15 protein-coding genes are annotated in these 14596 nt (G+C 60.4%); 14 read left to right on the top strand and 1 reads right to left on the bottom strand.

The features are described from left to right. Nucleotides 1-7 precede the first annotated feature (7 nt). From CKA81_RS06820 to trmD, 4 genes are all read left to right on the top strand, one after another. Nucleotides 8-259: a sulfurtransferase TusA family protein gene (locus CKA81_RS06820; RefSeq protein WP_128354624.1), complete on the top strand. Its 252-nt coding sequence runs from the start codon at nt 8-10 to the stop codon at nt 257-259. A 107-nt stretch (nt 260-366) separates the two neighbouring features. After that, nucleotides 367-621, top strand: coding sequence for a 30S ribosomal protein S16 (gene rpsP / locus CKA81_RS06815; RefSeq protein ID WP_128356648.1), 255 nt, complete (start codon nt 367-369; stop codon nt 619-621). Between the two features lie 42 nt (nt 622-663). After that, nucleotides 664-1281, top strand: coding sequence for a ribosome maturation factor RimM (rimM, locus tag CKA81_RS06810; protein WP_128354623.1), 618 nt, complete (start codon nt 664-666; stop codon nt 1279-1281). Nucleotides 1282-1310: 29 nt separating this feature from the next. After that, nucleotides 1311-2081: a tRNA (guanosine(37)-N1)-methyltransferase TrmD gene (gene trmD, locus CKA81_RS06805; protein ID WP_128354622.1), complete on the top strand. Its 771-nt coding sequence runs from the start codon at nt 1311-1313 to the stop codon at nt 2079-2081. Here the strand turns inward: trmD and CKA81_RS06800 are convergent. Then, on the bottom strand, nt 2078-4951 hold the full coding sequence (locus CKA81_RS06800; protein ID WP_128354621.1) for a valine--tRNA ligase: 2874 nt from the start codon (nt 4949-4951) through the stop codon (nt 2078-2080). The two genes, trmD and CKA81_RS06800, sit on opposite strands and share 4 nt — an antisense overlap. A 228-nt stretch (nt 4952-5179) precedes the next feature. Here CKA81_RS06800 and ndk point away from each other — a divergent pair, with 228 nt between their 5' ends. The 10 genes from ndk (at nt 5180) to hfq (ending at nt 14561) form a co-directional block, all read left to right on the top strand. Then, nucleotides 5180-5605, top strand: coding sequence for a nucleoside-diphosphate kinase (gene ndk / locus CKA81_RS06795; RefSeq protein ID WP_128354620.1), 426 nt, complete (start codon nt 5180-5182; stop codon nt 5603-5605). 32 nt (nt 5606-5637) lie between these two features. After that, complete coding sequence (gene rlmN, locus CKA81_RS06790; protein WP_128354619.1) at nt 5638-6795, top strand: 23S rRNA (adenine(2503)-C(2))-methyltransferase RlmN; 1158 nt, start codon at nt 5638-5640, stop codon at nt 6793-6795. After that, the gene (locus tag CKA81_RS06785; RefSeq protein ID WP_128354618.1) at nt 6792-7286 is read left to right on the top strand and encodes a helix-turn-helix domain-containing protein; all 495 of its coding nucleotides are present in this window, start codon (nt 6792-6794) and stop codon (nt 7284-7286) included. The genes rlmN and CKA81_RS06785 overlap by 4 nt, the downstream gene beginning before the upstream one ends. Beyond that, nucleotides 7283-8599, top strand: a complete 1317-nt coding sequence (ispG, locus tag CKA81_RS06780) for a flavodoxin-dependent (E)-4-hydroxy-3-methylbut-2-enyl-diphosphate synthase (RefSeq protein WP_128354617.1) — start codon at nt 7283-7285, stop codon at nt 8597-8599. Before CKA81_RS06785 ends, ispG begins: the two co-directional genes overlap by 4 nt. A 10-nt stretch (nt 8600-8609) precedes the next feature. Continuing rightward, nucleotides 8610-9899, top strand: coding sequence for a histidine--tRNA ligase (hisS, locus tag CKA81_RS06775; RefSeq protein ID WP_128354616.1), 1290 nt, complete (start codon nt 8610-8612; stop codon nt 9897-9899). A 3-nt stretch (nt 9900-9902) separates the two neighbouring features. After that, nucleotides 9903-10538, top strand: coding sequence for a YfgM family protein (locus CKA81_RS06770; RefSeq protein WP_128354615.1), 636 nt, complete (start codon nt 9903-9905; stop codon nt 10536-10538). Between the two features lie 4 nt (nt 10539-10542). Further along, entirely contained in the window at nt 10543-11697 is a 1155-nt protein-coding gene (bamB, locus tag CKA81_RS06765) for an outer membrane protein assembly factor BamB (RefSeq protein ID WP_128354614.1), read from the top strand. Nucleotides 11698-11702: 5 nt separating this feature from the next. Continuing rightward, nucleotides 11703-13130, top strand: a complete 1428-nt coding sequence (der, locus tag CKA81_RS06760) for a ribosome biogenesis GTPase Der (RefSeq protein WP_128356646.1) — start codon at nt 11703-11705, stop codon at nt 13128-13130. Next, nucleotides 13127-14209: a histidinol-phosphate transaminase gene (gene hisC / locus CKA81_RS06755; protein WP_128354613.1), complete on the top strand. Its 1083-nt coding sequence runs from the start codon at nt 13127-13129 to the stop codon at nt 14207-14209. Before der ends, hisC begins: the two co-directional genes overlap by 4 nt. 115 nt (nt 14210-14324) lie before the next feature. After that, complete coding sequence (hfq, locus tag CKA81_RS06750; RefSeq protein WP_013742471.1) at nt 14325-14561, top strand: RNA chaperone Hfq; 237 nt, start codon at nt 14325-14327, stop codon at nt 14559-14561. Nucleotides 14562-14596 lie beyond the last annotated feature (35 nt).

The raw sequence follows: 14596 nt of genomic DNA, 5'->3' as shown, positions 1-14596 counted from the left end.
TATCATCATGACTACGCCATCTTCTGCCTTGCCCGACGCCGACCTGGAAGTCGACGCCTCGGGCCTGAAGTGCCCTTTGCCTATTTTGCGCGCCAAGAAAGCCTTGGCCCAACTGGAAAGCGGCCAGATGCTTAAGGTGGTGACCACCGATCCGCATGCCATCAGCGACTTTCAAGCCTTTGCCCGGCAAACCGGAAACAAGCTCGAGGCGCAGATCGATACCGAATCCGGCGCCCTGCATTTCCTGCGGCGGCGCTAGTTGCAGTTTTCTTTATTATTAAGCGGTTCTTCACGATTCCAATTGCGAAAGCCTTCGGAAAAGTGCTAGAATCTTTTGTTTTTCACAGAATTTTCAAAGGATTACCAATGGTTGTGATTCGTCTAGCCCGCGGTGGCTCGAAGAAGCGTCCGTTTTACAACGTTGTAGCAGCCGACCCGCGTAATCGCCGCGATGGCCGTTTTATTGAGCGTCTTGGTTTTTACAACCCTGTTGCCAACGAAGGCCAAGAAGCTTTGCGCCTGGCGATGGATCGCGTTCAGTACTGGCAAGACAACGGTGCGCAATTGTCGCCGGCCGTTACCCGCCTCGTAAAAGAATTCTCGGCCAAAGCAGCTGCCTGAACGTAGGCATATTGCCAACGTTACGCAATCGCTGACCTCCAGGTGAGTACGTCCGCCGCTGCGCCCGCTCAAGCGCCTGCAGATCTCGTCGAACTGGGCCGTGTGGTATCGGCTTATGGCGTGCGGGGCTGGATCAAGATCCAGCCGCACTCTTCAAAAGATGGGCTGTTGGCGGCGCAAACCTGGTGGCTGAAAGCGCCCGCTCCTCGTGGAGAATCGGGCGCTTTGCCGTTGGCGTTTCCTGTGCAGGTCAAGCAAAGCCGGCCGCAAGGCACGACGGTGGTGGCCGAGATCGACGTGGTTGCGGACCGCGACCAGGCTGAAGCCATGAAAGGCCACACGGTGTGGGTTCCCCGTGCCGATTTTCCGCCGGCCGATAGCGATGAGTATTACTGGGTAGACCTGATAGGGTGCCGTTTGTATGGCGACCTGGAAGGGCAGAGTGCCCTGATCGGTGTCGTGCAAGACGTCATCGACAACGGCGCGCATGCGGTGCTGCGCGTACAGCGCAAGACCGAGTCAGAACAGGGCGAACTATCGCCCGTGCTCAACGACAAGGACAAGCCGCTGGAAGTACTGGTTCCGTTTGTCGCCGCGCATGTGCACGGCGTCGATCTCGAGGCTAAACGGCTGGACAGCAACTGGCCGGTTGCGTTCTGAACGCCAGCCATAACGGGGCGGGCCGCGCGATGCGCTTTGATGTAATTTCTCTTTTTCCGGACATGTTCTCGGTCGTGCGCGACCTGGGTGTGACTGGCCGCGCCTATAAGCAACAGCTATGGTCCCTGGGCTTGTGGAACCCGCGCGATTTCACTCACGACATACATCGCACGGTGGATGACCGGCCATACGGCGGCGGCCCCGGCATGGTCATGATGGCCGAGCCGCTGGAGCAGGCCGTCGACGCCGCCAGGGCCAGCCGTAGCGACGCCGAACCGGCACCGGTTGTATTGATGAGCCCTACAGGCAAGCGCTACGATCAAGGCGTGGCGCAGCAATTGGCCGACAGTACCGGCGCCATTCTGATTTGTGGTCGCTACGAGGGAGTCGACCAGCGCTTTATCGATCGCTGTGTAACCCATGAGCTATCGCTGGGCGACTATGTGTTGTCTGGCGGCGAGATCGCCGCCCTGGCGATTATCGACAGTGTGGTCAGGCTGCTGCCCGGAGCACTGAATGATGCGGATTCTGCACTGCAGGACTCCTTCAATGCCACGCTGACCGGCCTGCTGGACAGCCCGCACTACACCCGTCCGGACACCTATCAGGGCCTGGCCGTTCCGCCGGAACTGATGTCGGGCCACCATGTAAACATTGCACAGTGGCGCCGGCGGCAGTCGCTGGCACTGACCGCCCGGCGCCGGCCCGACCTGATTGTTGCTGCCCGCCGGGACGGCCTGCTGTCCAAGGCGGACGAGGCCTTTCTCAAGAGCCTCGACGCCAGCGTAATACAGCCTTAGGCCAGCTTTTCCAGCTGGCCCTTTACCTTGTCCAGCGTTTCGCCGAATTGTCCAACACGGATTTTTTCCTGCTCGACCACTGCCGCCGGCGCACGCTCAACAAAGCTGGCGTTTGACAGCTTGGCGTGTGCCTTGGCGATCTCGCGCTCCAGGCGTTCGATCTCTTTACCCAGGCGGGCGCGCTCGGCGTCGACGTCGATTTCCACATGCAGCATCAATTGCGTCGTGCCGACTACCTGCACGGGCGCGCCCACATCGGGCAACTGGTCTACGACGTCTACGCCTTCCAGTTTGGCCAAAGCGGCCAGATACGGGGCATTGGCATTCAGCACAGCGCTGTCGCCCTGTGCGATCAGCGGCACGCGCTGAGCAGGCGACAGGCTCATCTCGCCACGCAGCGCGCGCACCGCTTCCACTTGTGCCTTCAGTACGGCAACTTGCGCTTCCGCCTGTTCGTCGATGCGCCCGGCGTCAGCGACCGGGTAGGGCTGGATGGAAACGCTGGCCTCTTCGTCGATACGGCGTTTGCCGGCAACGACGGCCACTTTCTGCCACAGCTCTTCAGTAATGTAGGGAATGATGGGATGGGCCAGGCGCAGCACGGTTTCCAGCACGCGTATCAGCGTGCGCCGGGTGCCCAACTGCTGTGCCGCGCTGCCGTTCTGTATCTGGACCTTGGCCAGCTCGACATACCAGTCGCAGTACTCATCCCAGACGAAGTGATAGATGGCATTGGCAATGTTGTCGAAGCGGTAATCGGCAAAGCCCCGGGCCACGTCGGCTTCAAGGCGCTGCAACTGGCTGGTGATCCAGCGGTCGGCAAATGACAGCTCGGCCGTAAGGGCATCGCTGCCCGAGCCCACGGTGTCGCTGGCCAAGTCATGGCCTTCGGTGTTCATCAGCACAAAACGGGTGGCGTTCCAGAGCTTGTTGCAGAAGTTGCGATAGCCTTCGCAGCGCTTCAAGTCAAAATTGATATTGCGGCCCAGCGTGGCATAGGCTGCCATGGTGAAACGCAAGGCGTCCGTGCCGTAAGCCGGAAAGCCGTTTGGATAATCCTTGCTGGTCTTCTTGCGTATGCTGGCCGCTTGCTTGGGATTCATCAGCCCGGTGCTGCGTTTCTCAAGCAAGTCTTCCAGGGCGATGCCATCGATCAGGTCAACCGGATCGATGGTATTGCCCTTGGATTTACTCATCTTCTTGCCGTCCATGTCGCAGACCAGGCCGTGTACATAGACGGTGCGGAAGGGCACTTTGCCGGTCATGTGCATGCTCATCATCACCATGCGCGCAACCCAGAAGAAAATAATATCGAAGCCCGTAACCAATACGCTGGAAGGCAGATAGCGGTCCAGATCCGGTGTTTGCTCGGGCCAGCCCAGATCGGTAAACGGCACCAGCGCAGAGGAAAACCAGGTATCAAGTACGTCGGGGTCGCGCGTCAGCGGGCCTTTTACGCCAGCCGCGTCCGCCTGCTTGCGCGCCTCGGCCTCGTTGCGGGCCACGAATATCTGGCCGTCCTCGGCATACCAGGCAGGGATCTGATGGCCCCACCACAATTGCCGCGAGATGCACCAGTCCTGGATTTTTTCCAACCACTGGTTGTAGGTGGTGGTCCAGTTCTCGGGGTAGAACGCAATGCGTCCGTCGGCAACGACCTCCAACGCGACATCGGTAATGCTCTTGCCGGGGTGCAAAGTGCCTTCGGGCGCCGGTTTGCTCATGGCCACAAACCATTGGTCGGTCAGCATGGGCTCAATAACCGTGTTGGTGCGATCGCCGCGCGGCACCATCAGCTTGTGGGGCTTGACGCTTTGCAGCGCATCTTGCGCCTTCAGGTCTTCGACGATTTGCTTGCGTGCCGCAAAGCGCTCCATGCCCTGGTAGGCCGTCGGCGCGTTTTCTGAAATGTGGGCGTCCAGCGTCAATACGCTGATCATGTCCAGGCCGTGCCGCTGTCCGACCGCGTAGTCGTTGAAGTCGTGCGCGGGGGTAACCTTGACCACGCCGGTACCGAACTCGCGATCGACATAGTCGTCGGCAATTACCGGTATATGCCGGCCCACCAGGGGCAGCACCACATGCGCGCCGATCAGGTGCGCGTAACGCTCGTCTTCGGGGTGCACCATCAGGGCGACGTCGCCCAGCATGGTTTCTGGCCGTGTCGTTGCGACCACCAGGTGCGATAGGCCGGGCAGGGGGTTGACCAGCGGATAGCGGATCTCCCACATGAAGCCGTCTTCTTCCTCGCTGACCACTTCCAGGTCGGACACTGCCGTGCCCAGGACGGGATCCCAGTTGACCAGCCGCTTGCCGCGATAGATCAGGCCTTGCTCGTGCAGCCGCACGAAAGTTTCGACCACGCCCACCGAGAGCTTGTCGTCCATGGTGAAGTATTCGCGGTCCCAGTCGCAGGAAGAGCCCAGGCGGCGAAACTGCTCGGTAATGGCATTGCCCGACTTCTGCTTCCATTCCCAGACCTTTTCGACGAATTTTTCGCGGCCCAGGTCATGGCGCGACACCTTCTGCGCATCAAGCTGGCGCTCGACAACGATCTGGGTGGCGATGCCGGCGTGGTCGGTGCCCGGAATGAAGACAGTGTCGTCACCGCGCATGCGATGGTAGCGGACCAGCCCGTCCATGACAGTCTGGTTGAAGGCGTGACCCATGTGCAGAGTGCCGGTGACGTTGGGTGGCGGGAACTGGATGGCAAAGGGCTGGCCGCCGTTCGGCTCGACTGGCGCTACATGTTGCCCGCCCTTGAAGTATCCGCGTCGTTCCCATTGCGCGTACCAACGCGATTCAATATCTTGGGGTTCGAAGCTTTTGGAGAGTTGCTGCGGGTCGTTCTGTGCGGGATTTGAAGTCATGGCGGGAAGAAAAAAATACGGCTGGCCGCAGAGCGGCAAAAAATTGACGATATCTGAAGTCTCTATTCTACGACGACGCGGCTGGCGAGCTGCTGCGTGGTAAAATGCCCGGTTAACATAAACTTTGCAAAAGTTGTTGTTTTCATTGGCGAAACCACGGTTTCGCCGGGCGAGCAACCCATGGCTGCAAACCCTTATCGCAAACCCGCTTAATTTTCTGGATTCTACATGGCTATCGAACGCACCCTTTCCATCATCAAGCCTGATGCCGTCGCTAAAAACGCAATTGGCCAGATCGTTGCCCGCTTCGAGCAAGCCGGCCTGAAGGTCATCGCCGCCCGCCTGCAGCAATTGTCGCGTGCCGACGCCGAGCGTTTTTATGCCGTTCACGCTGCGCGTCCTTTTTTCAAGGACCTCGTCGACTTCATGATCTCGGGTCCGGTTTTTGTCCAGGTGCTTGAAGGCGAAAACGCCATCCAAAAGAACCGCGACCTGATGGGCGCCACCGACCCCAAGAAAGCCGAGGCCGGCACCATACGCGCTGATTTCGCCGACAGCATCGACGCCAATGCCGTGCATGGTTCCGACGCTCCAGAAACCGCGGCGGTCGAAATCGGCTTCTTCTTTGCCGAAAGCACCATCCACAGCCGTTAATCAGCAAGACCGCGCAAGCGCGCGTCAAGACCATGTCCTCTACCGAATCCGTAAATCTTCTTGGCTTGCCTACTCAGGCGCTGACCGATCTGGTCGCGCAGTGGGGCGGCAAGCCCTTTCGCGCCCGCCAGCTGCAACGCTGGATGCATCAGCGCGGGGCAGATTCGTTCGATCAGATGACCGACCTGGCGCGCGACTTCCGCCAACAGCTTACCGAGCACTGTTCCATACAGGCGCCGGCGGTAACGCTGGAACACCGCTCTACCGACGGCACGCGCAAGTGGCTGTTCGATGTGGGCAAGAATAACGCTGTCGAAACCGTTTTTATCCCGGAAGACGACCGGGGCACGCTGTGTATTTCCAGCCAGGCTGGCTGCACGGTTGCCTGCCCGTTCTGCTCCACCGGCTATCAAGGTTTCAACCGCAACCTGACAACGGCCGAGATCATCGGCCAGCTGTGGCATGCCCGGCGCGTGCTGCAGGACGACATTGCCAGCGCGCGCATAGGCGCCGAAGGGCAGGCGTCGCCCGAGCCCACCCGCGTTATCAGCAACGTGGTCATGATGGGCATGGGCGAACCCCTCCTTAATTACGATCAGGTCCTGGGCGCCCTGCAACTCATGCTGGACGACAATGCCTATGGCCTGTCGCGGCGACGCGTTACGGTGTCGACATCCGGTGTTGTGCCCATGATGGACCGGCTGGGCCGCGATTGTCCCGTTGCGCTTGCCGTGTCGCTGCACGCTCCCAACGATGCCCTGCGCGACCGGCTGGTGCCGCTCAATCGCAAGCATCCGCTGGCCGAATTACTGGCCGCGTGCAATCGCTACCTCGAGCATGCCCCGCGCGATTTCATCACTTTCGAATACATCATGCTCGATGGTGTCAACGACACTGACCAACATGCACGCGAATTGATTACTATTGCGAAGCAAGTGCGCTGCAAGTTCAATCTGATTCCGTTCAATCCGTTCCCGCAATCAGGCCTTAAGCGTTCGCCAGCCGCGCGCGTGCGCCTGTTCGCTCAGCGTCTGATGGACGCCGGGGTCATTACAACAGTACGCAAGACGCGAGGCGACGACATCGCCGCCGCTTGCGGGCAATTGGCGGGCGATGTAATAGACCGCACCCGCATCAACGAGCGGCTGCCAGATCGTGCGGTCATCGCTATCAAACAGGAGCGTGGATGAATCAACCCCTATTAAAAGAAGCTCGGCCAGAAGTCGATGCCCAATCGGCCCCCACGGGTGTCGGCGCCACCTTGCGCAGCTTGCGCGAGGCCAAACGGCTTTCTCCCGCCGAGGTATCGGCGCGGCTGAAGTTCACCAACCGCCAACTGGACGCACTGGAAACCGAACAATGGGATCGCTTGCCCAGCGGCGTGTCGCTGCGCGGTTTCGTCAAGAACTACGGCCGCTACCTCGAGGCCGATGTCGACGCCTTGTTGATCATGCTGGACAACCAGGTAGGCCCCACATCAATGCCCAGGGTTGCCGTCAGCAATGCGGCATCGCTCGGGCCCTCCGACCTTCCCCTGCAGGGCGAGCCCACTCACCGGCCCTGGGGCTGGTTCGTCATTATTTTGATTCTCTTGTTCGTGGCCGGCTTTTACGCCGTCGAGCGTGGCTGGGTGCCTGACTCCTGGCTGGTGTTCGACTGGCTCAAATCCCTGAAAAAATGAGCAACACACCAGACCGCATGCCGGCCAACAGCCCATTGCCTGTAGGCGCCGCTTTGCGGCGGCCCACCAGGCCGGCCATTGTGCGCTGGGGCGATCACGTCGTGCGAGTCGGCGGCGACGCACCCGTAGTGGTGCAGTCCATGACCAATACCGATACCGCCGATGCCATTGCCACGGCGGTGCAGGTCAAAGAGCTCGCCCAAGCGGGTTCCGAGCTGGTGCGCATTACGGTCAACACGCCCGAGGCGGCGCGCGAAGTCCCCGCCATACGCGAGCAACTTGACCGCATGAATATTTCGGTCCCGCTGGTTGGCGACTTTCACTACAACGGCCACAAGCTGTTGGCGCAGTTTCCCGAATGTGCGCAAGCGCTGTCCAAGTACCGCATCAACCCCGGCAATATGGGCGGCGGCAAGAAGCGCGACGATAACTTCGCGCAAATGATCGAGGTGGCTTGTCGCTACGACAAGCCCGTGCGCATCGGCGTGAACTGGGGCAGCCTGGATCACGAGCTCATGGCCCGCATGATGGACGAAAACGGCAAGCGGGCGCAGCCCTGGACTGCGCAGGCGGTCATGCGCGATGCCCTGGTGGTATCTGCCATCAGCAATGCGCAGCGTGCCGAAGAACTCGGCCTGTCGCCCAATGCCATTGTGTTGTCCTGCAAGGTAAGTCATGTGCAGGACCTCATTACCGTCTACCAGGACCTGTCCGCACGCTGCGACTACCCCTTGCATCTGGGCTTGACCGAAGCCGGCATGGGCAGCAAGGGCATTGTGGCTTCCACCGCAGCCTTGTCGGTCCTGCTGCAGCAAGGCATAGGCGACACCATTCGTATTTCGCTTACACCAGAGCCCGGCGGCGATAGGCGTCGCGAGGTGCAGGTTGCACAAGAGATCCTGCAAAGCATGGGGCTGCGCGCCTTCACTCCCATGGTGGTGGCCTGCCCAGGATGCGGGCGCACCAGCAGCACGGTGTTTCAAGAGCTCGCCAACAGTATTCAAGGCTATTTGCGCGACCAGATGCCGGTCTGGAAAAACCGCTATCCCGGCGTGGAGTCCATGAACGTCGCTGTCATGGGTTGTGTCGTCAACGGCCCGGGCGAAAGCCGCCACGCCGATATCGGCATCAGCCTGCCCGGCACCGGCGAGGTGCCGTCCGCCCCGGTATATGTCGACGGCGAACGCACGGTCACCCTGAAAGGCGATCACATCGCCCAAGAGTTCCAGGCCATCGTCGAGCAGTATGTCCAGCGCCGCTATGGCCACGCAAATCACGATAACAACAACGGACGCGGCCCGACCGCGCCATGACACGCTACTTATGACCCAGTCGTTCCAGAAGGTTCGTGCCCTTACCGGCATGAAAGACGTATTACCCGAGTTCGGCGCCCAGTGGGAAGCGCTGGAAGACACCGTCCGCGTATGGTTGGCCGCCTATGGCTATCGCAATATGCGCACACCGGTGCTCGAGCACACCAGGCTGTTTACACGCGGCATCGGCGAAGTCACCGATATCGTCGAAAAAGAGATGTACTCGTTCACCGATGCGCTAAACGATGAGCATCTGACGATGCGCCCCGAGTTCACCGCCGGCATGGTCCGCGCCAGCATCGAGCACAACATGCTGTACGACCGGCCGCATCGGGTCTACACGATGGGGCCGGTGTTTCGGCACGAGAAGCCCCAGCGCGGTCGCTACCGCCAGTTTCACCAGATCGACGTCGAGGCCCTCGGTTTTGCCGGCCCCGATGTCGATGCCGAGCTCATCATCATGCTGGGGCGGCTGTGGAAAATGCTGGGCCTGACCGATATCCGCCTAGAGCTCAATTCGCTGGGCCAGGCAGACGAGCGCGCCGCTCATCGCAATGCGCTTATCCAATACCTGGAGCAGCACACGGCCGTGTTGGACGAGGAAGCAAAGCGGCGCATGCATACCAACCCCTTGCGGGTCCTGGACACCAAGAACCCGGCGATGCAGGAAATGGCCAACAATGCGCCGCGGTTGTTTGACTTCCTGGGCGCAGAGTCCCTGGCGCATTTCGACGCCGTCTGCACCCGCCTGCAAGACGCCGGCATCGAGTACCGCCTTAACCCACGCCTGGTCCGGGGGCTGGACTATTACAATCTGACGGTTTTCGAGTGGGTCACCGATCGTCTCGGTGCCCAGGGTACGGTTTGCGGTGGCGGGCGCTACGATGGCCTGATCGAGTTGCTGGGCGGCAAGCCGGCCCCGGCGGTAGGCTTTGCCATAGGCATGGAACGTTTGCTGGATCTGTGTTCGCAATCTTCCGACGGCGCGGCGCCGCCGGAATGCGATATCTACATGATCCATCAGGGCGATGAAGCATCACGGCGGGCCGCCGCGATTGCTGAAACACTGCGCGATGCCGGTTTACGCGTTATTGTTCACGCCGGCTCGGCAGGGTTCAAGTCGCAGTTCAAGCGCGCCGACGCCAGTGGCGCGAAAGCGGCCGTGATACTGGGTGCTGACGAGCTCGCCACGGAGTCCGCCAGCATCAAGTGGTTGCGCGCAGAGGTGGCTGACCAGCAGCCACAACAGCAGACCGTACCGCTAGTCCGTCTGATTACCGAATTGAAACTAAAGGTTTAACGCATGGCATACGATTTAGAAGAACAGGAAAAGCTGGACGCGCTGCGTGCATGGTGGGATCGCTACGGCACTTTATGCGCCATACTGATTTTCGTGGTGGTCGCGGCCATCGTCGGTTGGCGCGGCTGGCAGTGGTATCAAGGCCATCAGGCCAGCCAGGCCATGGGCTACTTCGAAGCGCTGGAGGGCGCTGCAGGACAGCAGGGCGAAGACGCCGTCGCCCGCATCAAGGCCGCCAGCACCACCTTGCGGTCTGAGTTTGCCGAGTCCGGCTACACGCCACGAGGCGTCTTGCTGGCTGCACAAGCCTTGCAGGCCCGCAACGACCTGGATGGCGCGCGCGAGCAACTGGAGTGGCTGGTAAAGAATAGTTCCGATGCGGCACTGATACCCTTGGCGCGCCTCAGGTTGGCGGGTGTTCTGCTGGAGCAGAAGCAATACGACCAGGCCCTGGCCCAGTTGTCCGACGCGCCGGCATCGTTTGCCGGACTGTATGCCGATCGCCAGGGCGATATCTTGGCTGCCCAGGGCAAAACGGATGAAGCGCGTGCCGCTTGGGAAGTTGCTTTGAAAGCACTGGACGGCGATCCGGTCGCCCAGATTGTCCAATTGAAAATCGATGCTTTAGGTGGAGCCTGAAACCATGCAGATAGCCCTTAGTCGCATTATGCGTAGCACCGTGCTGGCCCTGGGGGTCGTCGCCTTGGCAGGTTGTTCCATGTTCGCCGGCGACAATCCGCGCTACCAGCCTGCCGAGCTTACCGAGTACGCACCCGGTATTTCGGCCAGTGTTGCCTGGTCCACATCGATAGGCAGCGGCAGTGGCTACGGCTTCGTACCCGCGGTGGTAGGCAACGCTGTTTATGCGGCAGCGCCCAACGGCAATGTCAGCAAGCTGGATCTCGCCTCTGGGGGCGTCGTGTGGCGCGCCAGCCTGGACGCCGACCTGACGGCCGGTGTGGGCTCGGACGGCAGCACGACTGCCGTTGCCGCCGACGATGGCACCGTCATTGCGTTTGACGATGCCGGTGCCGAAAAATGGCGTACCCGTGCAACCAGCGCAGTCAATGTGCCACCCGCTGTGGGCGCAGGGATCGTAGCGGTGCGCAGCAGCGACTACCGCATCCAGGCCTTCGACGCCGCCAATGGCGAGCTGATCTGGAGCCTGCAGCGGCCCGGACCAGCGCTGGCGCTCAAGACCAGCATGCAGATGCTGATCGTCGACGGACTCGTGCTTACCGGCTTGCCCAATGGCCGCCTGATGGCTATCGACGCCCGTAGCGGCAGTGTGCAATGGGAAGGCACCGTGTCGGTATCGCGCGGCGCGACCGATCTGGAACGTATCAGCGATGTTGTCGGCGCACCTCAAATCCAGGGGCCGCTGCTTTGCGGTGTGACTTACCAGGGCCGCATGGTGTGCTTCGACGTCTCGCAAGGCGGCCGGCCAATCTGGGAGCAGAACTTCTCCAGTAAAACCGGCATGGCGACCGACGGTCAACATGCTTATGCCGCCAATGGCTCCGATGTGATCTACGCCTTCGCGTTGGTCGACGGGCACGAGGTATGGAAGCAGGAAGGCCTGAAGAACCGCCGCCTGTCCGGTCCGGCCGTTGTGCCGCAGGCCCTGGCCTTTGGCGACTTTGAAGGCTATGTGCATTTTCTTTCGCGTTCCGACGGGCAACTGCTCGGTCGCGTACAGGTAGGCGGCGGCGCCGTCCTATCTCCCTTGGTTGCCACGAACCGCGGCGTGTTGGTGCAAAACGGTAGCGGGAACCTGGTTTTGGTTGGTGTGAATTGAACAGTATTGCTTTTAAACCGGTCGTGGCCCTGGTGGGCCGCGCCAACGTCGGTAAATCCACCTTGTTCAACCGGATCACCCGGTCTCGGGCAGCGCTGGTGGCCGACTTTTCCGGACTCACCCGCGATCGCCACTATGGCGAGGGGCGGGTCGGTGATCGCCCCTTCATTGCGGTCGATACCGGCGGGTTCGAGCCTGTAGCAAAAGACGGCATATTGCTGGAGATGGCACGCCAGACCCAGCAAGCCATAGCCGAGTCCGATGTCGTTATTTTCCTGGTGGATGCCCGTGCCGGCGTGAACGCGCACGACCACGAAATCGCGACACTGTTGCGCAAGACCGGACAGCGCGTCATGCTGGCTGTCAACAAGGCCGAAGGAATGCGCTACGGGTCGGCCACGGCCGAGTTCCACGAACTGGGCCTGGGCGAACCGCATCCAATTTCCGCATCGCATGGTGACGGCGTGGTCGATCTGATCGAACTGGCGCTGTCTTACCTGGACGAAGAAGGCGCGGCTGTTGCGGAGCACGACGAAGAAGACATCGCTTTTGATACCAGCGAGCCTACCGACGAGTCGGCCCAGGACGACATTGCGGCAGAGGCCGCAGAGGCCGCGCCCGACCATCGCATCAAGCTTGCCATTGTCGGGCGGCCCAATGTCGGCAAGTCAACCTTGATCAATACACTGCTGGGCGAAGAGCGCGTCATTGCATTCGATATGCCCGGCACCACGCGCGACGCCATCGAAATCGAGTTCGATCGAGGCGGCGTGGGTTATACGCTGATCGATACCGCCGGACTGCGGCGCCGGGGCAAGGTATTCGAGGCGGTCGAAAAGTTTTCGGTCATCAAGACCCTGCAAGCCATCGAGGCCAGCAACGTGGTGGTCCTGATGCTGGATGCCCAGAACGAAATATCCGACCAGGACGCGCACATTGCCGGTTTTGTGCTTGAGACGGGTCGGGCGCTGGTGGTGGCCATCAACAAATGGGACGGCCTGGACGGCGAACACCGCGACCGTATCTTGCGCGAGTTCGAGCGCAAATTGCGTTTTTTGTCGTTCGCCAAGATGCATACCACTTCGGCCCTGAACGGGCAGGGCGTCAATGCCTTGCTCAAGTCCGTCATTGCCGCGCATGCGGCCGCTTTCGCCAAGCTGTCCACGCCGCGTTTGACCCGCGTGCTGCACGCCGCGGTCGAGCAGCAGCAGCCACCGCGCAAGGGCATCTTCCGCCCCAAGATGCGTTATGCGCACCAGGGCGGCCAGAATCCGCCGCTGATAGTCATTCACGGCAATGCGCTGGACGCCATTCCGGACTCTTACCGCCGTTATCTCGAAACGCGATTCCGCACGGAATTCAAGCTGGACGGAACGCCGCTACGCATCGAGTTCAAATCTTCCCATAACCCGTATATTCAGGGGACACCGTGAGCCGTTACTGGAGCGACCATGTTGCCGGCCTGGCGCCTTATGTTGCGGGCGAACAGCCCAAAGTGACCAAGCTGCTCAAGCTGAACACCAACGAACATCCTTATGGCCCGTCGCCCTTGGCGCTGCGGGCCATCCAGGCCGCGGCCACCGATCAATTGCGGCTGTATCCCGACAACCAAAGCACGGCGCTGCGTGTAGCCATCGCAAGCTTGCACGGCTTGCAGCCGGATCAGGTCTTTGTCGGCAACGGCTCGGACGAAGTGCTGGCCCATGTTTTCAATGGTTTGTTTCGCAGGGCCGGCCGCCCGCTGCTGATGCCCGACATCACCTATAGCTTTTACAAGACCTATTGCAAACTGTTTGATGTACCGGCCCAGCTGCTGCCCTTGGCCGATGACTACACCCTGACGGTCAGCGATTACACCCAGGAGCGGCAAACGCCAGTTGCAGGCGTCATATTCGCCAACCCCAATGCACCCACCGGCATTGCCATGTCGCTGGAGGCCATTGCGCAGATCGCGTCGGCCCATCCCGACGCCCCGGTGGTGGTCGACGAGGCCTACGTTGATTTCGGTGCGGATTCGGCAACGGCATTGCTGGGGCGGCACGACAACATCGTGGTGATACACACCTTATCCAAGTCGCGTGCCCTGGCGGGCTTGCGCGTTGGCTACGCCATGGCCAGCAAGGACATAGTCGCCGGCCTGAACCGCGTCAAGGACAGCTTCAACTCGTATCCGCTGGATGCGCTGGCTCAGGCTGGTGCAATGGCCGCCATTAACGACACCGCCTATTTCGATCAGATGCGTAGTGCCGTCATACAGGCGCGCGAGGCGTTAACGCAACAATTGGCTACGCTTGGATTCGAGGTATTACCGAGCCGGGCCAATTTTGTGTTTGCCCGACATCCCGATCATGAGGGTGCGACGCTGCAGCAAGCCCTACGGGCGGAGGGGGTATTGGTGCGGCATTTCAATATCGAGAGAGTCCATCAATTTTTGCGTATTACGGTGGGAACTCCCGAGCAGTGCGAGCGTCTATGTAATACCTTGGCCAAAATCCTAACCAATCAACATTAAATTTACGCGCATACTCCGAACACAACTTTCCGGGCCGTGCGTTATGCGGGAAAACCCTGTAAAGTATACGTCTACGCCAGACATTTCACATAACAACATAATTGGAGCCTAGCCGATGAGCAATAAAGGGCAAACACTACAAGATCCATTTCTAAACGCCCTTCGTAAGGACCACGTCCCCGTATCCATTTATCTGGTTAACGGTATCAAGCTGCAGGGGCAGGTTGAATCCTTTGACCAATACGTCGTGCTGTTGCGCAACACCGTAACTCAAATGGTCTACAAGCACGCCATTTCTACCGTCGTACCGGCCCGGCCTGTCAATTTCCAAGTGGATGAGCCTTCTGAATAAGCAGTCTATCCAGCCATACCAGCCCAACACCGAGA

The organism is Pollutimonas thiosulfatoxidans, assembly GCF_004022565.1.
Lineage (GTDB): Bacteria > Pseudomonadota > Gammaproteobacteria > Burkholderiales > Burkholderiaceae_B > Pusillimonas_D > Pusillimonas_D thiosulfatoxidans.
This window is presented reverse-complemented; position numbering and strand designations above follow the sequence as displayed.